This is a genomic window from Streptomyces sp. HD, assembly GCF_028369295.1.
Classification (GTDB): domain Bacteria; phylum Actinomycetota; class Actinomycetes; order Streptomycetales; family Streptomycetaceae; genus Streptomyces.
This window is the reverse complement of the sequence record NZ_JAQMYP010000025.1, coordinates 1-19,337: the sequence shown is the minus strand read 5'-3', so window position 1 is coordinate 19,337 and position 19,337 is coordinate 1. Positions and strand designations below refer to the sequence as shown.

Here is a 19,337-nt window from a genome sequence, read left to right as displayed (position 1 = left end):
CGCGGGCAGGGCGGGCTCCGGGGCGCGAGGTCATCGGCGGCTCGGGACGGATCAGGGCGGATCGGCGCTGTCGGTCATCTGTAGGTGACTGTCGCGGGCTGTCGGTCCGATATCGGCGACTTGTCGGTGCGGGTTGACACCTTCCGGAGACGAGACGGCCGACCGGAGCTCACCGGGCGGCCCCCGATCCGAGGGAGCCACCATGCACAGCCACAACCCCGTCACGATTATTGGCGCCGGACTCGGCGGGCTCACCCTGGCCCGCGTCCTGCATGTCCACGGCATCCCGGTCACGGTCTACGAGGCGGAGTCGTCCCCCTCGGAGCGCAGGCAGGGCGGGCTGCTCGACATCCACGACTACAACGGGCAGCTCGCTCTCAAGGCGGCCGACCTGATGGACGAGTTCCACGCCATCGTCCTGGAGGGCCGCCAGGCGATGCGGGTCCTCGACCGGGACGGGACCGTCCTGATGGACAGGGCCGACGACGGCACGGGCGGACGCCCCGAGGTGCAGCGCGGCGAGCTGCGACAGATACTGCTCGACTCGCTCCCGGCCGACACCGTCCGCTGGGGACACAAGGTGACCGGCGCCCGCAGCCTGGGCGAGGGGCGCCACGAGGTGACGTTCGCGGACGGCGGCAGCGTCGTCACCGGCCTGCTGGTCGGCGCGGACGGCGCCTGGTCACGGGTCCGGCCGCTGCTCACCACCGTGACACCCGAGTACGCCGGCACGTCGTTCGTCGAGACCTACCTGTTCGAGGCCGACACCCGGCACCCGGCCGCCGCGAAGGCGGTCGGCGGCGGCTCGATGATGGCGCCCTCGCCCGGTGCGGAGATCTTCGCCCACCGGGAGAGCGGCGACACCCTGCACACCTACGTGGTTCTGTCCCGGCCGCAGGAGTGGTTCGCCGCCATCGACTTCACCGACCCCGCCGAGGCGACCGCGCGGATCGCGGCGGAGTTCGGCGGCTGGGCATCCGAACTCACCGCGCTGATCACCGAGGGCGACACCGCGCCGGTCATGCGCCCCCACTTCACCCTGCCGACCGGGCTCCGCTGGGACCGGGTGCCCGGCGTGACCCTGCTCGGCGACGCCGCCCACCTCTCGGTCCCGAACGGCGAGGGCGCCAACCTGGCCATGCTCGACGGCGCCGAACTCGGCAAGTCCCTCGCCGCCCACCCCGACGACATCGAGGCCGCGCTCACCGAGTACGAGCAGGCCATGTTCCCGCGCAGCGCCGAGGCGGCCACCTTCGGAGGGGCCGAGATCCACAGCATCGACTCGGAGAAGAACACGGCCCAGGGCCTGATCGACATGTTCAACGAATTCGAGAAGCGCCAGTCCTGACCACCGTGCTGATCCGCCCTGCGAGGCCGCCCACCAGTTCCCTCCGGCCCCGCAGGACGGATCATCATGTGGGCATGTCCGAGAACCAGTTCTCCGCAGCGCCGACCGCGATACGACTCCCCGGCTACACGAAGGCCGACCAGCAGGAAATCCTTGGCACCGGCGACGACCCCTTCGGCGTCGACGGGGCCGGTCTGACCTGGCTGCCCAAAGACGAACACTTCGGCATCAGACACGGCGACCGACTCGTGGCCCACGCCGGCCTGCTACGGCTGCCGGTCGCGATCGGGAACGCCGAGACGGCGGAGACAGAGGTGATGGGCGTCGGCGGAGTGGCCGTCGCTCCCGACCTACGGGGCCAGGGGCTGGCCCGCCTCGTGATCACAGCGGCACTCGACCACGCCAGGACGATGGGCCCGCAACACGCCCTGCTGTTCTGCCGCCCACCCCTCGTCCCGCTGTACCAGCACCTCGGCTGGCACCCGCTCGACACGGACGTACTCGTCGAACAACCCGAATCCCGCGTGGTGACCATGCCACTGCGCACCATGGTGACGCCCCTCCACGACAACGCACACTGGCCCTCCGGCTCGGTGCGTCTGTTCTCCCTGCCGATGTGAGCCTCGCTCCCGGGAATTTGAGGCCTTTCTGAGTTTCCCTGGATCTATTGCGTCAAGGACTTACAGAGATATAGGAATGTCGCGCACACAACTCCCGGGGAGGCGCTGCAAAAGCGCTGTGGTGACGTGTACCCAGTTCCTTTATTTGGGACTACTTGACCAGATCCACCGAATCGGGGCCAAATGAAGCGTGCCATATCGCGCACCGCACTTCCCGCCATGACCGCGGCGGCCGTACTGCTGGCGGCAGCAAACGCCGGTGCCGTCACGCCAGATGACGAACCGGCACTGCCTGGCGACGCAAAGGTCGTTCTGAACGACGGAACCGTCGTCGGCGCCAACGACGAGATCGAGTTCACTTTCACCGGCGACAAGCCCGCCACGAAGACCCCTCAGGCCACCAGGGCCTGCCCCGAGGTGAATGACCCTCCGACCTACAAGGTGAAGGGCACGCCGTACTTCCTGCCGGACAAGAGCAAGCCTCAGTCGACGTGGCTCCTGCCTCGTCAAACGGTGAGCTGGGCGATCACGGGATCCCACACCTTCACCTTCGACGTCTCCGGTGGATACGAGGCGGAAGCCAAGATCATCGTCGCAAAGGCCAAAGTGAGCGTCGACGTCAAGGTCGGCAACTCGTGGACCTGGACGGGCACGCAGACGGTTACCGACACGAACACCACCAGCAAGGGATACCGGGCCGTCCTCGGGCAGGTGGGCTGGAAGCTCACCGCCGTGAAGACGTGGATCGGCGCACCCTGTAACGTCAAGACGAAGACCATTGTTGTGAAGGCCCCCCGCAAGGGTGACATGTCAATCGGGCGGCAGAATTCGTGAAGCGAACCAACGGGCAACGGAAAGTCGCGTTGCTGTGTCTTGTAGCCTCGGTGGCGCTGATCGGCGCCTGCGATGCCGATAAGTCCATCGACTCGTCGACACCCAAGCCCCGTACGAGTCAGTCTTCACCGAGCGCGGTTCCGGACGCCGAGGCCGCAAAGGCGGTTCTGGATCAGGCCTTCATCGGAATGGAGGCACTCGGAAGCGGGGGCGGCCGCCTGCAGCCGCATATCGGAAATACTCTGCCCACGACACCAGCGAACGTGCTGAGTGTGACATTCGCTTTTACCTGCACAGGGAAAGGCAAGGTCGCCTTCGCTTTCACCGTCAATGGTAGAGACGCAGCCAAGACAGCACATACCAGCATCTGTGACGGTTCGATCTTCCAGCAGAGCATAGAGGTCTCGAAACCCGGCCTCATCAGCTTCGAAGGCGAACTGACCGGCTCGGACAACGGCAGTTTCGCCTATTCCTTCTACACGGAGAAGAAGCAACTGCCGTAGCGCGTCAGACGGGCGGGTCGGTGCGGAGGAGGCTGTACGTCACCAGGTCCCGCCACGCGCCGTCCCGCCAGCCGATGCCGCGCATCACGCCTTCACGGCTGAAGCCGGCCTTCTCCAGCGCCCGTTGCTCGGCGATGTTGTCCACCTCGGTGTCGGCCTCGATCCGGTGGAACGTGCTGTGCGCAAACAGATAGCGCGCGAGCAACCGGTGCGCCTCGGTGCCGTAGCCCTTGCCGCGAGCCTGCGGCAGCAGCGCGATCCCCATCGTCCAGCAGCTGGCCGCCGGTGTCGTCTGCCGACGCCGCCAGTTCACGAAGCCGAGAGGTTCGCTGTCGCGGACGACCATGAGCGTGCCGCCGTCGTCGCCGATCAGCTGGTTCTCCGCCCACCTTCGCCGGAACCGGCCCGGATCGAACCACCCGTACCACCCGAACTCACCCGCCACCGCCGGATCCTGGGTCGCCTGCTCCAACACCGCCAGGTCGTCCTCGCGGACAGGCCGCAGCGCCGGTTGATCGGTCACAGCGCGGAGACGAAGCCGGTCCAGGCCTGCGGGGTGAGGGCGAGCCGGGGGCTGGAGTCACGGAACTTGGAGTCACGGATGTGGATGGTGCGGGGCGCTACCGCGATCTCGACGCAGGACTCGCCGTCGGTACCACTGCTGTAGCTGCTTTTGAACCACGCCAGTTCGGAGGCGTCCCCGGCGGAGGCCTTGCGGATCATGTTTCTCCCAGCAGTTGCTCGATGAAGGCCAGCGACTCCCGCGGTGGGAGAGCCTGCGCCCGGATGGTGCCATACCGCAGCTCAAGGATGCGAAGCTGCTTCGGCTCGCTGGTCGGCCGCCCGTTGAACGCACCGTCAGAGCGCCCCACCGCCGCACCGTCCGGGAACTTCAGCAACTCGATCTTGCCGTCCAGCCCCGGGTGAGCATCGGTGTTCGTCGGCATGACCTGGAGTGTGACGTTACGCAACCGCCCCACCTCCAGCAGACGTTCGAGTTGCTGTCGCCAGACCATTGTGCCCCCGACCCGTCGGCGCAGCGGCGCCTCTTCCTGGACGAAGTGGAGTGATGGGGCCGGGTCGCGCTCGAAGACCGACTGCCGGGCCAAGCGAGCGGCCACCATACGTTCCACGTCGTCCGGCGAATACGGCGGCTGCGCTGCCTCGAACAAGGCGTGGGCATGCTCTGGCGTCTGCAAAAGCCCGTGGACGCTGTTGCACTCGTACACACCGATCTCGACCGCCGAAGCCTCCATCTCCCCCAGCGCCCGCACTTTCTTCGGGTACCGGACCCTCTTCACGTCCTCCCACGTCGCCGAAACCAGCCCACCGGCCCCCAACACCTCGTCGGCCCTGTCCAGGTACTCCTCCCGAGGAATCCGCTTCCCGCCCTCGACCTTGTAGACCAGGTCCTCCCCGTACCCGACCGCCTTCGCGAAGTCGGCGGCCCGCATCCCCACCGCCTCGCGCCGCAGCTTCAACTGCCGCCCCACGGTCGCGATCACCGCCACGCCCCACTCGTCGTCCGGATCCACCTCCCAACCCGGCTCGTCCGCCTCGCTCTTGAGCCGTCCCGTGTCCACCTCGACCGACATCCCGTACCCCTCCGTTCGTACCGCCGCGATGCAGCAGCGCCCTACCCGCGCCCCCGTCCCGACAGCCTGGACACCACTGGACAAGCTCCGGACAGTCACCTGACGCACCCGCAGAGTCACTGTTCACAGTAAGCACGCACCACCACGCTGAGTGACGTGAATCTGGAAACCGACGAACTCGTCACCCCGGTCCGCAACTTCAGCCAGCAGCTGTCCTCCACACCACGCGGAGCCCGCCTCGCCCGCCTCCTCGCCACCGAGCAACTCCGCAGCTGGGGGTTGCCGTTGGACCCGGCGGCACACGTGATCGCCGAGCTGGCATCGAACGCGGTCAAACACGGCCGCATCCCCGGCCGAGACTTCCTGCTCCTGCTCTACGTCGTCGGCGACACCCTCCGTATCGAGGTCACCGACACCCGCGCGGACCGCCTCCCGCAGCCCGAACAGCCCACCGCCGACGCGGAGTCGGGCCGTGGACTCACGATCATCGGCGCCCTGGCCGACCGCTGGGGAGTCACCGCCGGGCTGCCTCCCCGCAAGACGGTCTGGGCCGAGATCGACCTCTCACCGGCACACGGAAACCCGTACTCCGGTGCCACGGGCGGTCTCCCCAAAGAAACACGAAGGTGAAAGAAACCCCACCAAGCCCCACCCATCCCTCCCGACCGCCCGCAGCGCGCAAACTCACCCAACCGGGTGAACATCACCAACTCGGCTGGATTCGGGAGCTGTTGCCTGCCTTACGCTCGGCGCAGCACAACCGCAGATATGCCACGCAGATATGCCCAGACACGCAAACGGCCCTCGCCGGGACGGCAATCCCAGTGCGAGGGCCTGACCACCTAGGAAGACAAGCCCCTTCCCGATGGATACCCAAAACCCTAGCGTGCCCTCGCGCCCCCAGTCCCGTACCGCGGGCAAAAACCACCCCCACGCGGGCGGTCTCATCCACGACAACGCCCGTCACACCACCCGCTTCACGGTGATCGGCAACCACCTGGCCCAGCACCCGGAGCTGTCGGGCCTCGCGATCGGACTGGCCGTCTACATCCAGTCCCTCCCCGCAGGCGCCCGCGCCGACATCAAGACCCTCGCCGCCCGCTTCCCCGAGGGCACGACCCGTATCGCCGCCGCCTTACGCGAACTGGAAGCCCACGGCTATCTGCGCCGCGAACGCCACCGCACCCCCGCCGGCCGCATCGTCACCCGCACGGTCTCCTGCAACCAGCCGGGTCATCGCCACGCCCAGGCCCGCCCGGCCCCCGCCCCAGCCTCCGCCTCCGCCTCCGCCCGGAAGAAGCGAACCCCGGCACCCCGCAAGCCCCTCCCCGCCGTACCGCAGCCCGGCTACCCGGCCCCGCCCCTCCTCCGGGCGGCCACCGACCTCCTCGCGGATCTCCGCCACCACGACCCCCGCCTACTGCTCAGCGAGCGCGACACCGCCCACCTGGCCCCCGGAGTCGCCGCCTGGCTGGAACGGGACGTCACCCCTGCAGCCGTACGCCACGCCCTGACCACCGCGCTACCACCCGAGCCCCTGTGCCGCCCGGCAGCCCTACTGGCCCACCGCCTCACGGCTCAGCTACCGCCCCTGCCCCCGTTCACCCCGCCGCCCGCGGTCCGCCACCCACTCCAGACCTGCGAAGGCTGCGACCGCGCCTTCCGCTCACCCGCCCAAGGACTCTGCCGTGACTGCCGCACTGCCCTTGCCGCCGCCGCCTGAGCCCGCTCGGAGAGGCACGGCATCAACTACGCTGGCGCCAGGTTCGTGGGCCGTGTTGAAGCGCCTGGAGGAAGCCGTGACCGCCGAACTCCCCGAGTGGATGATCCCGCCCAGGCCGAGCGGCTGGGAAGCGGACGACCTCGACCACCTCCCCCAGGCACCCCGGCACACCGAACTCATCGACGGAGCCCTGATCTTCATGATGTCGCCGCAGCGGTCCTGGCACTCCCGGCTGGTGGAGAACCTGACCTTCGCGCTTCGGCAATCGGCCCCCGAGGGATTCGAGACCGAGCGCGAGATGACCGTCCGGCTCGACAAGAAGAGCCGCCCCGAACCCGACATCCTGGTCACCACCGCCGCATACGACCCCGACCGCACCTGGTACGCACCCGCCGACGTCGCCCTGGTCATCGAGGTCGTCTCGGAGGAGTCGGCGGACCGCGACCGGTCCCTGAAGCCCTTCAAGTACGCACAGGCCGGGATCGCCCACTTCTGGCGCGTCGAGGACGAGGCCGGCGCTCCCACCGTCCACACCTACGAACTGGACACCATGACCAGCACGTACGTGGCCACCGGAATCCACCGTGCCCGTCTGAAGGCCGCCGTCCCCTTCCCGACCGACATCGACCTCAAGAGCCTCGTGCCCTGATCTCGGCCGGGAAGAGAAAACGTCGCGCTTCTCGCAACACTCGCCCTACGAGTGCCCCAGCTCCGCCGCGTCCCCGTCCACGCCGACCGACACCGACCCCGAATCCGCCGCCGGCCGCAGCGGGAACGGGTCCACCCGCGTCTCGTCGATCACCGGCGGAGCCGGACGTGGCGGCTTGGGCATCACCGCGGCCTCGGAGTGACCCCCGCAGCCGTACGTCAGGGACACGACCCGGCCGTCCGCCGGGGAGAACTCGTTCGCGCAGACTCCGAAGGCCTGGCCGAGCGAACCGCCGATCGGCGCCAGGAAGCCACACGTCACACAGGACGCCGGGGCGGCCTGGGCCATGGGGGTCTTCGCGCCGTACGACTCCTCCCAGCGGTCCGCCGCGATGTGCAGGCCGTAGCGGGACAGGACGCGGGCCCGGCGCATGCCGAGCTCCTCCGCCACCGCCGCGATCGAGCCCCTCGACGGGGCCGCCGGCAGATTCGCGGGGGCACCGGCCGTGACCTCCGCGTCCTCCGCCTCCACCAGCTCCGCCATCTCGTGCGAGACGGCCGCGCTCGGCACCGGCTCGTCCTCGCCGGAGTAACCGGGCTCCAGACGGAGGTCCTCGGCGTCCGTGGGGAGCAGGTCGCCGGGGCCCATGTCGCCGGGGCGCAGGCGCTCGCTCCAGGGCACCCACTCGGGGGCCAGCAGCGCGTCCGGGCCGGGGAGGAGGACCACCTCGTCCAGCGTCACGAATTTCGCGCGCGACGCCCTGGCCACCGTCACCGCCCAGCGCCAGCCGCGGTACCCGAGCTCCTTGCACTCGAAGAAGTGCGTGACAACGCGGTCACCCTCGGAGGCCAGACCCGCGTGCTCGCCCACGACGCCGGGCGCGGCGGCCTCCTCGGCGGCGCTGCGGGCGAGGTCGACCGCCTCGGCGCACAGACGGTCGGGGGTGCGGCTTCGCGTTGTCGCTGCGCTCACAGGTATCGCTTCTCTCCTACGCCGTCTCTCGGGTGCGGTTGCCTTGAGGCGGTCGAGCGGACGGAGCGGACCTGTGGGCCGCGTCGACGTCCGCGTCCGAATCGCGCTCGGGCGCACCTACGTCATCCATTGTGCGGGATGGCTGAGATACGCACGCTACCTGTTCGCGAGCGCTGGGCCTACACCGACGGCCCTTTCAGCGTGCCCGGCGGCCGCCGGAACCCGTACCGCCGACCCGAGAGTTGCCGTCCGCCAACCTTGCACCGGGTCGAGACCTTGCCCATAACCTGCCCCCCATACGCGCCGTAACCGCACTACGCACCCTCATCTCGGGGCACTATTGCGTCGTGGCGACCGCACGGCCGCCCCAAGGAGCCACCGGTGTCGGTGGGGCCAAGGGGGGCCGGAAAAGAGGTGGCGGAACGAGCCGGATCGGCGGCTCCCTCCGCGCGGTGGGCCGTGCCCTGCACTTCCCGTTCACCGGCACCGCCCGTGGCATCCGCAGGGCCACCCACGCCCAGGGCGCCGGCGAGTCCGGCCTCGGCAAGCTGATCGAGCTCCACGGGGTGAACGGCGCCGGGGACATGATGATCACCGTCGCCCTCGCCTCCACCGTCTTCTTCTCCGTACCGACCGACGAGGCCCGCGGGCGCGTCGCGCTCTACCTCGGCATCACCATGGCACCGTTCACGCTGCTCGCGCCCGTGATCGGCCCGCTCCTCGACCGTCTCCCGCACGGCCGCCGCGCCGCGATGGCCGGCGCGATGCTGGCGCGGGCGCTGCTCGCCCTGGTCCTGTCCAGCGCCGTCGTCAGCGGTGACCTCCAGTTGTATCCGGCCGCCCTCGGGGTGCTGGTGGCCTCCAAGGCGTACGGGGTCGTGAGAAGTGCCGTCGTGCCCCGGCTCCTGCCACCCCGCTTCTCGCTGGTGAAGGCCAATTCCCGGGTCACCCTGGGCGGGCTGCTCGCCACCGGTATCGCCGCGCCCATCGGGGCGGGGCTCCAGTCGATCGGGCCGCGCTGGCCGCTCTACGGCGCCTTCGTGATCTTCATCGCGGGTACGTTCCTGTCCTTCTCGCTGCCGCACAAGGTCGACTCCGCCAAGGGCGAGGACACCGCGCTGCTGGCAGCCGACGAGCAGCATCTGCACGGGCCGCACCGGCAGCCCGTCAAGCGGCCCAACCTGCGCACGGTCGGCATCGCCGTCACCCACGCCCTCGGCGCCAACGCCTCCATCCGCTGTCTGACCGGCTTCCTGATCTTCTTCCTCGCGTTCCTGCTGCGCGAGCACCCGATGTCCGGCCAGAGCGCCGCCGTCTCGCTCGGAATAGTCGCCGTCGCGGCCGGTGTCGGCAACGCTCTCGGTACGGCGGTCGGGGCGTGGCTCAGATCCCGGGCGCCGGAGATCATCATCGTGACCGTCGTCGGCTTCGTGCTGGGCGTGGCGATCGCGGCCGCGATCTTCTTCGGCTCGATCCTGGTGGCCTTCCTCGCGGCGGTCGCCGGGTTCGCGCAGGCGCTGGCCAAGCTGTCGCTGGACGCGCTGATCCAGCGGGACGTGCCGGAGCTGGTGCGTACGTCGGCGTTCGCGCGCTCCGAGACGCTGCTGCAGGTGGCCTGGGTGCTCGGCGGCGCGGTCGGCATCGTGCTGCCGCTGGACGGCTCGCTGGGCCTGCTGGTGGGGGCGGGGATCGTCGCCGTCGGGTGGCTGACCACCGTCAAGGGCCTGATCAGCTCGGCGCGGCACGGCGGCCACGCCCGTACTCACGTGGTGTGACCTACGGCACGCCGTACCCACATGAGGAGGTCGCTGGACGTGCCCGATAGCCTTCCGCCATGACCACGCTGCAATCCGTAGTGCGACGCCGCCGCGCGCTCGCTGCCGCCGGCGCCGTTTCCGCCGGACTGCTCGTCCTGTCGGCCTGCGACAAGCCGACGCCGCTGGCCACGGTGACCGTCGGCACGTCCTCGGTCCACTCGGAGGCGACCTGCGGTGGTGAGGGCGACTCCCTGAAGACCGCCGACCTGGCGAAGTGCCTGAAGGACAAGGACATCGAGTCCATCAAGGTGGACCCCGACGACACCGTCCGCTTCGGCGTCGACCCGGAGGTCGCCGACGAGGGCTGGACCATCCTCATGAACGGCCAGCCGCTCACCGACTCCAGCACGAAGACCTACCGCACCATCCCGGGCAGCGTGTTCTTCAACGCCCAGTACGGCGCCAGCGGCGACTCGACGCTGGTGTCGATCAAGGAGGGCGAGCAGGACGTGACGGGGCTGTGGACCTTCAAGCTCAAGAAGGACGCCTGACCACGTCTGCTGTACGGGTCCTCGTGGCCACCGCGGTCCCCGCCGAGCGGGACGCGGTGGCCGGGGCGCTGGCGGGACGTTCGGCGGACACCGCCGGGCTCGCCGGCGTCGAGGTGATCGCCGCCGGTGTCGGCCCCGCGCTCGCCGCGGCCTCCACCGCCACGTCCCTCACCACGGCCGCCCTGGCAGGCGCCCCCTACGGCCTGGTCGTCTCGGCCGGGATCGCCGGCGGCTTCGCGCCGCACGCCCCCGTCGGCTCGCTGGTCGTCGCCGACGAGATCACGGCCGCCGACCTCGGCGCGGAGACCCCCGACGGCTTCCTGCCGGTCACCGAGCTGGGCTTCGGCACCGTCACCCACCGTCCGCCCGAAGCACTCGTACGAGAAGTGGCGGCCGCCACCGGCGCGCGCCCCGGCGCCGTCCTCACCGTGTCCACGGTGACCGGCACCGCCGTCCGCGCCGCCCGGCTGCGCGAGCGCCACCCCACCGCCCTCGCGGAGGCCATGGAGGGCTTCGGCGTCGCCGAGGCCGCGGCCGCGCACCGCACGCCCGTGCTGGAGCTGCGCGCGATCTCCAACCCCGTGGGCCCGCGCGACCGCGCCGCCTGGCGCATCGGCGACGCGCTGGCGGCCCTCGCCGAGGCCTTCGGGAAGCTCGCACCCGTCCTGGAGAGTTGGCAACCGCATGACCGGTGAACAGCAGCGACAGCCCTTGAAGATCGCGTACTCGCCCTGCCCCAACGACACGTTCGTCTTCGACGCCCTCGCCCACGGCCGGGTGCCGGGGGCGCCCGCGCTGGACGTGACCTTCGCGGACATCGACATCACCAACGGCATGGCCGAGCGCGGCGAGTTCGACGTACTGAAGGTGTCGTACGCCGTGCTGCCGTACGTGCTCGACGAGTACACGCTGCTGCCGTGCGGCGGTGCGCTGGGCCGGGGTTGCGGGCCGCTGGTGCTGACGCGGGAGGCCGACGTCGATCTCACGGGCCGTACCGTCGCGGTGCCGAGCGAGAAGTCGACGGCGTATCTGCTGTTCCGTCTGTGGGCGGCGGACACGCTGCCCGGTGGGGTCGGCGAGATCGTGGTGCTGCCGTTCCACGAGATCATGCCGGCCGTGCGGGACGGGAAGGTCGACGCGGGGCTCGTCATCCACGAGGCGCGCTTCACGTACCAGAACTACGGGCTGCACAAGCTCGCCGACATGGGCGAGCACTGGGAGCACTCCACCGGGCTGCCCATCCCGCTGGGCGCGATCATCGCCAAGCGGTCACTGGGCGCGGGGACTCTGACGCGGCTGGCCGACTCGATCCGTACGTCGGTGCGGGCCGCGTGGGACGATCCCGAGGTCTCCCGGCCGTATGTGATGGAGCACGCGCAGGAGATGGACCCGGGCGTCGCGGACCAGCACATCGGGCTGTACGTCAACGAGTTCACGCACGACCTCGGCGTGGACGGCTATGCGGCGGTGCGGGGGCTCCTCACACGTGCGGCGGCCGAGGGGCTGGTACCGCCCCTCGGCCCGGATGCGCTGGATTTCCCTTAAGGATTCAAGGGCCTATACGTCGAGTTGGTCGGCGACCGCCCGCAGCAGACCGGCGATCTTCTTGCCCGCGGTTTTCTCGGGGTAGCGGCCTCGCTCCAGCATCGGCGTGATGTTCTCCAGGAGGGTCGTCAAATCCTGGACGATGGACGCCAGCTCGTCCGGCTTCTTACGGGTGGCGGCCGCGACCGACGGAGTCGGATCCAGGACCGTGACCGAGAGGGCCTGGTCACCGCGCTGACCGGCGACGACCCCGAACTCCACGCGCTGTCCCGGCTTGAGTGTGTCTACTCCGGCGGGGAGAACCGAGGAATGGACGAAGACGTCACCGCCGTCGTCGCGGGAGAGAAAGCCGAAGCCCTTCTCACTGTTGAACCACTTGACCTTGCCGGTAGGCACGTCTGTCCTCGTCCTCGTACTCGTCGGAAAACTGCTTCGGAAAACGGCTCTTGATAGCACTACAGCGGGTCGACCACGACCCGCCGGTACCAAGGCTAATGGTCCCCGGGCCGGTGACAAGACGTCGCCCGGTTCTTCCCTCGCGCAGGGAACTACCCTGGTCCGGTGCGCGACAAAACCCAAACGAATTCCGCCGCTCCCGGTGACCGACTGATCCGTGCCGGTGCGGTCGTGTTCTTCATCGGTGCCGTGGCCACTCTGGTCACGGTGGCCCCGTTCCTGCTCGGTACGACTCCATTTCCGACGTACATGTTCGGACTGAGCATGTTGATGGGCGTCGGATTCCTCGTCGCCGGAGCGGGGGTGCTGCGCTCGGTCGCGGCGGGGCGGCGTCAGGCGCGGGGCGTTTCGAGGTAACCGGCGAGCCAGTCGGGGAAGTTCGTCAGGTCGGCGAGGACGACGTCCGCGCCGAGTTCGCCGAGCTCGGCGGCGCTGAACGGGCCGGTCGCCACGGTGACGGACAGGGCGTCGGCCGCGCGGGCGGCCCGGATGTCTCCCTGGTGGTCACCGACGTAGACGCTCGCGCCGTGCTCGCGCAGGGCCTCCGCCTTCTGTTCGGCCCAGAGGTTGCCGATGACGGCGTCGGGCTGGATGCCGAGGTGTTCCAGGTGCAGTTTCGCGTTCGGCTCGTACTTGGCGGTGACGACGATCGCGCGTCCGCCCGTGTCCCGTACGGCGGCTATCGCCTCGCGGGCGCCGGGCAGGGCGGGCGTCGCGGCGATGGCGATCGTCGGGTACATCTCGCGGTACACGTCGGCGATGGCCGCGATCTGCTCCGCCGGGAACCAGTTGATCAGTTCCTCTTCCAGCGGGGGTCCCAGGCGGGTGATGGCCAGGTCGGCGTCGATGTGCGTGCCCGTGCGTTCGGCCAGTGCGGTGTAGCAGGCATGGATGCCGGGGCGGGAGTCGATGAGGGTCATGTCGAGGTCGAAGCCGACGGTCAGTGGAGAGGCCATATGGGCCATTGTGCCCAGGCGCCTTTGCCGGTAGACGCCGGGTGGGTGTGATGTGCGCCCAGTAGTCCGGTGGCGTGCGTTGTGTGGCGGCTGCGGGTGGCTCGCGGCTTGTCGCGCCCACGCGGCGGAGCCGCAAATCGATACAGCCCCGCGCCCCTAGGGGCGTTTTTGTGAGCGCCAGATGATGAACAGCGCCGACGCCACCGCTGCGCCCCGCACGACCCACGGCCAGGTATCCGCGATCGCGGCGTTCGTCTGGCCCTCCGCGATCGGGGCGCCCCAGCGGCCGTTGGTGCGGCCCCAGAGCCAGGCGACGCCTGCTGTGAGGGAGAGGCCGGGGAGGATGATGACCGCCCACTTGGTCTCGGCGTCGCTCAGGCGGCGTGAGCCCCAGGCGATCAGCCAGCCCAGGAGCAGGGCGATGAGGTTGCCGAGGACGGCGCCGATGATCAGGAGGGCGGCGGCGAGCAGGAGGAGGGGGTTGCTCCAGCGGCCGGTGGGGAGGGCCGGGCGGCGGGGCAGGAGGCGGCGGCGGGATTTCGACGCCTTCTCCTCGGCCTTTTCCACCGCCCTTTCCGCGGGCGCCGTGTCCGGCTCCTCGGCCGGGTCCTTCTTGCGCAGCGGTGCCTCGTCCTTCGCGGGCGGGCGTCGGAGCATCTCCGGGATCTCGATGCCGCCGACGAAGCCGGGGACGTCCTCGCCGGGGCCGAAGGGGCTGCTGTCCACGCGCCACCAGTCGGGCTGGGTCGCGCTGCCGCCGAGGTCGGCCGTACTGGCGAGGTGGGGTGGCGGGGCGGCGTCTCGCGGGGGCGCCGGGGGCTCGGCGGGTCGGGGGCGCGGCACGATGCGGCGCAGGCCCCTGGGGCGCTTGCCGCCGGTGTCGCCGCCGTCGGTGTCGTCGTCCCGGCTCTCCGGTTGTACGGGTACGGCGGCGGGGGTCCGCGGGGCGGAGGCGGGGTTGCCTCCCCCGGAGGGGGTACCCCCGGCGGCCGCGACGACCTCGTCCGGGGTGCCGATGCGGGCGATGATGCGGCGGACCGCGGCGGGGGTGTCGACGGGGGCCTTGGCGCGCCGCCGGTCGATCTCGCCGCGCAGCTCGGACACCAGGCGCATGCGGGTGGACGACGGCAGCTGCCGTTGCTGGGCCACGTCGCCGACGCGGCTCAGATACTCGTAGACGACCTGGTCGCTCTCGATCCCCACGAAGTCCCCTCCGGGGTGGGTGCGTTGGTTACCCCTCGGGACGACGTTAGCGCAGTACAGGGCGCCCGGTGCGGCTCAGGCCGGGCGGCACTCGCCGGAGTTCCGCACCTCGGAGCAGAGGCCGTGGCCGTGGTCGCGGAGGATGTCGCGGCCGCTCTGCTGGGTGAGGAAGTTCAGGAAGGCGGCGGCGACGGAGCCGGCCGGGGCCTCGCCGTAGGTGTAGGCGAACTCGGTCTGCCAGTAGGGGTAGTTGGTGTCCTCGACGCCTGCCGCCGTCGGTTCCCGGCCGTCGATGGTCACCTTGACGAGGCCCGCGGCCGCCTTGCCGCCGTCGACGGCGGTGGCCTCGCTGTAGCCGATGGCGCCGGGTGTCGAGGCGGTCGTGTTGAGCATGGTGTCCGTGCTGGTGACCTCGCAGCGGCCGTACCGCCTCGGTTTGAGGGCGGCGCAGTCGGTCTCGGTGAACTGGGGCGGTTCCTTGCCGCCGAGGACCTTGGCGACGAGGGTGCTGCGGGTGCCCGAGCCGGGGTCGCGGTTGACGAGGTGGACGGGCACGTCGTTGCCGCCGAGCTCGGACCAGTTCTGGACGCGGCCGGCGAAGAGCTCGCGTATCTGGCCCAGTTTCAGGTTCTCCACGCCCGCGTCCTTGTTGACGACCAGGGTGAAGACGGAGAGCGCGACGGGCTTGGGGATCAGCCGGGGGTGGCCGTCGGAGGCGAGGCCGTCGGTGAAGGCGACGTGGTCGCGCAGGCCCTCGCCGACCGGGACACCGGCCTCCCGGCCGGCCTTGTCCAGGTCGGTGATGCCGTCGGTGCTGCCCTTGAAGGTGTCGTCGGCGAGCGGGATGTGCACGTCGGCGCCGTCGCAGCGCTTGAGGTAGTCGCGGGCGGCGGCCCGCACCGCGGGTGCGAAGGCGGTGGAGCCGTGCAGGTACAGGGTGCCCTCGACGCAGTCGAGCGGGGGGCGCTTCTCGTCGCGGAAGAAGAGCGTGTAGTTGGCCTGGACGACGACGGCCGCGATCAGGATCCACAGCAGCCACCAGGCGGGCCGGGAGGCGAAGACATGGCTCTCGGTCCTGGTCGCCTTCAGCCTCAGCAGCCGCATCAGCGGGTCGTACCAGCGGTCCTGTCCGTCGGTGCCCTGGACGACGGGGTCCGGGAAGGGGTCGGTGCTGTTGTCCGCGGGCCAGCGTTCCAGCACGACGAGCACCTTGTACTCGGCGCCCCGGGGCAGCGTCACCTTCGGCAGCCGGATGGTGCCGGTGCGGTCCCCCGCGTTGTTGTTGCGGCGGAAGCCGGGCTTGGCGACGGTGCGGACACTGTCGCCTTCCGTGACCTCCTCGAAGAAGAAGTCGCGCAGCGCGTTGTTGCTCGGGTCGGTGAGGACCACGGCGGCGACCCGGCGGTCCCGGAAGGTGACCTTGATGCCGAAGGGGTCGGCGGGGTCGGCCAGATAGTCCTCGGAGACGATCTTGGCCGAGCCGGCGTTCTCGATGCGCAGCAGGACGAACGAGGGGTCCTTGAGCTGGTGGCCGTCGTGCCGCATGTCCCCCAGGACGTCGGCGTACGGCTTGTCGGCGGCGTCCGCGGCCAGGGTGTCCATCTGGACCCGGTAGCCGAGCCGCTTGCGGCCGACGACGGCGAACTCCCACAGGAACGCGGCGACGGGAAACGCGAGACTCAGGATCGCGATCCACTGCTCGGCCTGCTCGCTCATCGCCGAACCCCCCAATTCGCTTGAGCCCTGAAGTAGTTGACCGGGAGCCCAGGGTGACCAGTGGGTGCACCGCGTTGCCAGAGGTGCCTGAATCCTCCGGATGGTGTTCATCCGGCCGCCATCTCGGAAACGTTCCGTTCGCCCGGGAGGTGCGGACTGTGCGGACAGGGCCCGCTTCCCGGCCGACCGGGCCGAGGGGCGAAGGGCGAAGGGCGAAGGGCGAGGGGCGAGGGGCGAGGGGCGAGTCGAGCCTCTTGGCCGACCGAGTCGGGGGTGCGGGGGCGAAGGCCCGGAGATGCGAGGGCGAAGGCCCGGAGATGCGAGGGCGAAGGCCCGGAGATGCGAGGGCGAAGGCCCGGAGGTGCGGGGGCGGAGCCCCCGGGACGCGCGCCCCGACGCACCCGCGCCGAGGCGCACACCCGCACCCACCCGCGCCTCGTCGGCCCACCCGCCGGAGGCGACCCGCTAACGTGGGCAGGATGAGCGACCCGGCTACACCGCCCCGTTCCCTCGCGGAGGCTCTCCGCACTCGGGACGACGCCTCGCTGGCCGTGCTCCTGCGCAGCCGGCCCGACCTCATCACCCCCGTGCCGACCGACCTCACGCAGCTGGCGACCAGGGCCGGCACGCGGGCCTCCGTCGTGCGTGCCCTGGAGCGGCTGGACCGGTTCGCGTTGCAGACGGCGGAGGCGCTGGCCGTGGCGGCGGACCCGGCGTCGTACGACGAACTGCTCGGCCTGATGACCGGCGACGAGGGCGACCCGGCGGTGGCCGCCGCGCTGCCGCACGCCCTGGGGACCCTGCGCGACCAGGCCCTGGTGTGGGGCGGCGACGACCGGCTGCGACTGGTCCGTACGGCACGCGAACTGCTCGCGCCCTCCGCACAGCACCCGTCGCCGACCGGGCTCGGCCCGACCGTGCCGGAGGCGTCGGCGGGGATGTCGCCGGGCCGTATCCAGGAGATCGTCACGACGGCCGGGCTGCCCTCGACGCACGACGCGGTGTCGGCCGTGGCGTCGCTCAGCGCCCTGTTCACCGACCGGCGACGTATGACGGCCCTGCTCGCCGACGCCCCGGAGGAGTCCCGGGAGGTGCTGTCGCGCCTGGTCTGGGGGCCGCCGTACGGCCAGGTCACCGCCGACCCCGCGCCCCGCCTGCGCTGGCTCCTCGACCGCGGCCTCCTCCTCCCGACGACACCCGGCACGGTCGTACTCCCCCGCGAGGTCGCCCTGCATCTGCGCGCCGGGCGCGCGCACCGCGCCGCCGAGCCGCTGCCGCCGCCCGTCGAGACGGCCTCGACGCACCCTCCACAGGTTGTGGACGCGACGGCGGCCGGGCAGGCGTACACCGCGCTGGCCACCGTCGAGGAACTGCTGAAGGACTGGCACGAGGGCGGGCCGGCGGTGCTGCGGGCCGGCGGGCTCAGCGTGCGCGACCTCAAGCGGACCGCGGTCGCCCTGGACGTCCCCGAGCCGGTGGCCGCCTTCTGGGTCGAGCTGGCCTACGCCGCGGGCCTGCTGGCCTCCGACGGCGAGGCCGACGAGCGGTACGCCGCGACCCCCGCCTACGACGAGTGGCTGGACCAGCCCTCCGCCCAGCGCTGGGCACGGCTGGCGGAGGCATGGCTGACGGCGACCCGCACGGCGGGGGTGGTCGGCGGCCGGGACGCGAAGGACCGGGCGCTGTCCGCGCTGGGCCCCGGCCTGGACCGCTCGGCCGCGCCGGAGGTACGGCACCGGGTGCTGGCCCTGCTCGCCGCGCTGCCGGAGGGGGCGTCGCCGTCCGCCGAGTCGGTGCTGGCCCGGCTGCGCTGGGAGCGGCCGTTGCGCGGCCCCCAGCAGGACGACGACCTGCGCAGCAGGCTCGCCCGCTGGACACTGACCGAGGCGGAGCTGCTCGGGATCACGGGGCGGGGGGCGCTGTCGGGCCACGGGCGGGCGTTGCTGACTGCGGAGGCGGCGAAGTCCGCCGGGAAGCCTGCGGGGCGCGGCGGCCGTGCCATCACCGGCCCCTCGGCCACCGGCCCCTCGGCGGCCGGCCCGTCGGCCACCGGCCCGTCGGCGGCTGGCCCGTCGGCCACCGGCCCGTCGGCGGCTGGCCCCTCGGCCACCGGCCCGTCGGCGGCTGGCCCCTCGGCCACCGGCCCCTCGGCCACCGGCCACGACACCGGTACTCCGGCCGCGGCGACCCACGACACCGGTACTCCGGCCGCGGCGACCCACGACACCGGTACTCCGGTCGCGGCGACCCACGGCACCGGCGCCGCCGCACCTGCCGCGCCCGGCTCCGCTCCCACCGGCCCCGGCGACAAGCTCCCCGTGCACCACGAGCACCCCCGCCCGGCCACCGCCCCCGAGCCCCTCTCCCCCGCCGAACAGGCCGTGGCCTCCGCCGCCGCAGCCCGTCTCCTCACCCCCCTCCTCCCCGAGCCCCTCGACCACGTCCTCCTCCAGGCCGACCTCACCGCCGTGGCGCCCGGCCCGCTGCAGCGGCCGCTCGCCGACACGCTCGGCGTGCTCGCGGACGTCGAGTCCAAGGGCGGCGCGACGGTGTACCGCTTCACACCCGGCTCGGTGCGCCGCGCACTCGACGCCGGCCGCAGCGCCTCCGACCTGCACGCCTTCCTCGCCGAGCACTCGCGTACGCCGGTGCCGCAGCCGCTCGCGTACCTCATCGACGACGTGGCCCGTAAGCACGGGCATCTGCGGGTGGGCGCGGCGTCGGCGTACGTCCGCTGCGACGACGACGCGATGCTGAACGAGATCCTCGCCGACAAGCGGGCCGCCGGTCTGCGCCTGCGCCGTCTCGCGCCGACCGTGCTCGCCGCCCAGGCGGAACCGGCCGCGCTGCTGGAGGGCCTGCGCGCGATGGGCTTCGCGCCGGCCGCCGAGTCGGCCGAGGGCGACGTC

21 protein-coding genes are annotated in these 19,337 nt (G+C 71.2%); 13 read left to right on the top strand and 8 right to left on the bottom strand.

The window, feature by feature from the left end; all coding sequences use genetic code 11:
- Positions 1-202 precede the first annotated feature (202 nt).
- The 4 genes from POF73_RS23920 to POF73_RS23905 all read left to right on the top strand — a co-directional run bounded on the left by POF73_RS23920 (position 203) and on the right by POF73_RS23905 (position 3,305).
- Positions 203-1,348: an FAD-dependent oxidoreductase gene (locus POF73_RS23920; protein ID WP_272118886.1), complete on the top strand. Its 1,146-nt coding sequence runs from the start codon at positions 203-205 to the stop codon at positions 1,346-1,348.
- A gap of 74 nt (positions 1,349-1,422) precedes the next feature.
- Positions 1,423-1,968, top strand: a complete 546-nt coding sequence (locus tag POF73_RS23915) for a GNAT family N-acetyltransferase (protein WP_272118883.1) — start codon at positions 1,423-1,425, stop codon at positions 1,966-1,968.
- Positions 1,969-2,187: 219 nt separating this feature from the next.
- Positions 2,188-2,802, top strand: a complete 615-nt coding sequence (locus POF73_RS23910) for a hypothetical protein (RefSeq protein ID WP_272118881.1) — start codon at positions 2,188-2,190, stop codon at positions 2,800-2,802.
- On the top strand, positions 2,799-3,305 hold the full coding sequence (locus POF73_RS23905; RefSeq protein ID WP_272118879.1) for a hypothetical protein: 507 nt from the start codon (positions 2,799-2,801) through the stop codon (positions 3,303-3,305). The genes POF73_RS23910 and POF73_RS23905 overlap by 4 nt, the downstream gene beginning before the upstream one ends.
- A gap of 4 nt (positions 3,306-3,309) precedes the next feature.
- On the opposite strand, the gene POF73_RS23900 is transcribed toward POF73_RS23905, so the two are convergent.
- Genes POF73_RS23900 through POF73_RS23890 form a run of 3 tightly spaced genes read right to left on the bottom strand, consistent with a single transcriptional unit; the run spans position 3,310 to position 4,900 of the window.
- The gene (locus POF73_RS23900; protein ID WP_272118877.1) at positions 3,310-3,828 is read right to left on the bottom strand and encodes a GNAT family N-acetyltransferase; all 519 of its coding nucleotides are present in this window, start codon (positions 3,826-3,828) and stop codon (positions 3,310-3,312) included.
- Positions 3,825-4,028 (bottom strand): DUF397 domain-containing protein, encoded by a 204-nt coding sequence (locus POF73_RS23895; RefSeq protein ID WP_272118875.1) that lies wholly within the window; start codon positions 4,026-4,028, stop codon positions 3,825-3,827. Before POF73_RS23895 ends, POF73_RS23900 begins: the two co-directional genes overlap by 4 nt.
- Positions 4,025-4,900: a helix-turn-helix domain-containing protein gene (locus POF73_RS23890; RefSeq protein ID WP_272118873.1), complete on the bottom strand. Its 876-nt coding sequence runs from the start codon at positions 4,898-4,900 to the stop codon at positions 4,025-4,027. The genes POF73_RS23895 and POF73_RS23890 overlap by 4 nt, the downstream gene beginning before the upstream one ends.
- A gap of 156 nt (positions 4,901-5,056) precedes the next feature.
- Between POF73_RS23890 and POF73_RS23885 the strand changes: the two genes are divergently transcribed.
- The 3 genes from POF73_RS23885 (at position 5,057) to POF73_RS23875 (ending at position 7,272) form a co-directional block, all read left to right on the top strand.
- A complete protein-coding gene (locus POF73_RS23885) occupies positions 5,057-5,530 on the top strand; it encodes an ATP-binding protein (protein WP_272118871.1) in 474 nt (157 codons plus the stop codon).
- A 235-nt stretch (positions 5,531-5,765) separates the two neighbouring features.
- Positions 5,766-6,623: a helix-turn-helix domain-containing protein gene (locus POF73_RS23880; protein WP_272118869.1), complete on the top strand. Its 858-nt coding sequence runs from the start codon at positions 5,766-5,768 to the stop codon at positions 6,621-6,623.
- A 100-nt stretch (positions 6,624-6,723) separates the two neighbouring features.
- Complete coding sequence (locus tag POF73_RS23875; protein ID WP_443049640.1) at positions 6,724-7,272, top strand: Uma2 family endonuclease; 549 nt, start codon at positions 6,724-6,726, stop codon at positions 7,270-7,272.
- 45 nt (positions 7,273-7,317) lie between these two features.
- Here POF73_RS23875 and POF73_RS23870 read toward each other — a convergent pair whose 3' ends face one another.
- Positions 7,318-8,244 (bottom strand): DUF3027 domain-containing protein, encoded by a 927-nt coding sequence (locus POF73_RS23870; protein ID WP_272118867.1) that lies wholly within the window; start codon positions 8,242-8,244, stop codon positions 7,318-7,320.
- 347 nt (positions 8,245-8,591) lie between these two features.
- On the opposite strand from POF73_RS23870, the gene POF73_RS23865 reads away from it, so the two are divergent.
- Genes POF73_RS23865 through POF73_RS23850 form a run of 4 tightly spaced genes read left to right on the top strand, consistent with a single transcriptional unit; the run spans position 8,592 to position 12,097 of the window.
- Positions 8,592-10,019, top strand: coding sequence for an MFS transporter (locus tag POF73_RS23865; RefSeq protein WP_272118865.1), 1,428 nt, complete (start codon positions 8,592-8,594; stop codon positions 10,017-10,019).
- 59 nt (positions 10,020-10,078) lie between these two features.
- The gene (locus tag POF73_RS23860; protein WP_272118862.1) at positions 10,079-10,552 is read left to right on the top strand and encodes a DUF2771 domain-containing protein; all 474 of its coding nucleotides are present in this window, start codon (positions 10,079-10,081) and stop codon (positions 10,550-10,552) included.
- 23 nt (positions 10,553-10,575) lie between these two features.
- The gene (locus tag POF73_RS23855; RefSeq protein WP_443049619.1) at positions 10,576-11,247 is read left to right on the top strand and encodes a futalosine hydrolase; all 672 of its coding nucleotides are present in this window, start codon (positions 10,576-10,578) and stop codon (positions 11,245-11,247) included.
- Complete coding sequence (locus POF73_RS23850; RefSeq protein ID WP_272118858.1) at positions 11,237-12,097, top strand: 1,4-dihydroxy-6-naphthoate synthase; 861 nt, start codon at positions 11,237-11,239, stop codon at positions 12,095-12,097. The genes POF73_RS23855 and POF73_RS23850 overlap by 11 nt, the downstream gene beginning before the upstream one ends.
- A gap of 12 nt (positions 12,098-12,109) precedes the next feature.
- On the opposite strand, the gene POF73_RS23845 is transcribed toward POF73_RS23850, so the two are convergent.
- Positions 12,110-12,493 (bottom strand): cold-shock protein, encoded by a 384-nt coding sequence (locus tag POF73_RS23845; protein WP_272118856.1) that lies wholly within the window; start codon positions 12,491-12,493, stop codon positions 12,110-12,112.
- 165 nt (positions 12,494-12,658) lie between these two features.
- Between POF73_RS23845 and POF73_RS23840 the strand changes: the two genes are divergently transcribed.
- Positions 12,659-12,910 carry a hypothetical protein gene (locus POF73_RS23840; protein ID WP_062153452.1) on the top strand — a complete coding sequence of 84 codons (252 nt, stop codon included), beginning with the start codon at positions 12,659-12,661 and terminating at the stop codon, positions 12,908-12,910.
- Here POF73_RS23840 and POF73_RS23835 read toward each other — a convergent pair.
- The 3 genes from POF73_RS23835 to POF73_RS23825 form a co-directional block, all read right to left on the bottom strand.
- Complete coding sequence (locus POF73_RS23835; protein WP_272118851.1) at positions 12,886-13,518, bottom strand: HAD family hydrolase; 633 nt, start codon at positions 13,516-13,518, stop codon at positions 12,886-12,888. The two genes, POF73_RS23840 and POF73_RS23835, sit on opposite strands and share 25 nt — an antisense overlap.
- A gap of 147 nt (positions 13,519-13,665) precedes the next feature.
- Complete coding sequence (locus tag POF73_RS23830) at positions 13,666-14,712, bottom strand: hypothetical protein (RefSeq protein ID WP_272118848.1); 1,047 nt, start codon at positions 14,710-14,712, stop codon at positions 13,666-13,668.
- 75 nt (positions 14,713-14,787) lie between these two features.
- Positions 14,788-16,428, bottom strand: coding sequence for a substrate-binding domain-containing protein (locus POF73_RS23825; protein ID WP_272118845.1), 1,641 nt, complete (start codon positions 16,426-16,428; stop codon positions 14,788-14,790).
- 479 nt (positions 16,429-16,907) lie between these two features.
- Between POF73_RS23825 and POF73_RS23820 the strand changes: the two genes are divergently transcribed.
- A partial coding sequence (locus POF73_RS23820; RefSeq protein WP_272118843.1) for a helicase-associated domain-containing protein occupies positions 16,908-19,337 on the top strand: 2,430 nt, incomplete at its 3' end.

Excerpts from the sequence above, each read along its gene's own strand:
- POF73_RS23835 (WP_272118851.1), bottom strand. The coding sequence starts at position 13,518 with ATGGCCCATATGGCCTCTCCACTGACCGTCGGCTTCGACCTCGACATG.
- POF73_RS23915 (WP_272118883.1), top strand. The coding sequence starts at position 1,423 with ATGTCCGAGAACCAGTTCTCCGCAGCGCCGACCGCGATACGACTCCCC.
- POF73_RS23910 (WP_272118881.1), top strand. The coding sequence starts at position 2,188 with ATGACCGCGGCGGCCGTACTGCTGGCGGCAGCAAACGCCGGTGCCGTC.
- POF73_RS23825 (WP_272118845.1), bottom strand. The coding sequence starts at position 16,428 with ATGAGCGAGCAGGCCGAGCAGTGGATCGCGATCCTGAGTCTCGCGTTT.
- POF73_RS23875 (WP_443049640.1), top strand. The coding sequence starts at position 6,724 with ATGATCCCGCCCAGGCCGAGCGGCTGGGAAGCGGACGACCTCGACCAC.
- POF73_RS23895 (WP_272118875.1), bottom strand. The coding sequence starts at position 4,028 with ATGATCCGCAAGGCCTCCGCCGGGGACGCCTCCGAACTGGCGTGGTTC.
- POF73_RS23920 (WP_272118886.1), top strand. The coding sequence starts at position 203 with ATGCACAGCCACAACCCCGTCACGATTATTGGCGCCGGACTCGGCGGG.
- POF73_RS23890 (WP_272118873.1), bottom strand. The coding sequence starts at position 4,900 with ATGTCGGTCGAGGTGGACACGGGACGGCTCAAGAGCGAGGCGGACGAG.
- POF73_RS23880 (WP_272118869.1), top strand. The coding sequence starts at position 5,766 with ATGGATACCCAAAACCCTAGCGTGCCCTCGCGCCCCCAGTCCCGTACC.
- POF73_RS23850 (WP_272118858.1), top strand. The coding sequence starts at position 11,237 with ATGACCGGTGAACAGCAGCGACAGCCCTTGAAGATCGCGTACTCGCCC.
- POF73_RS23860 (WP_272118862.1), top strand. The coding sequence starts at position 10,079 with ATGACCACGCTGCAATCCGTAGTGCGACGCCGCCGCGCGCTCGCTGCC.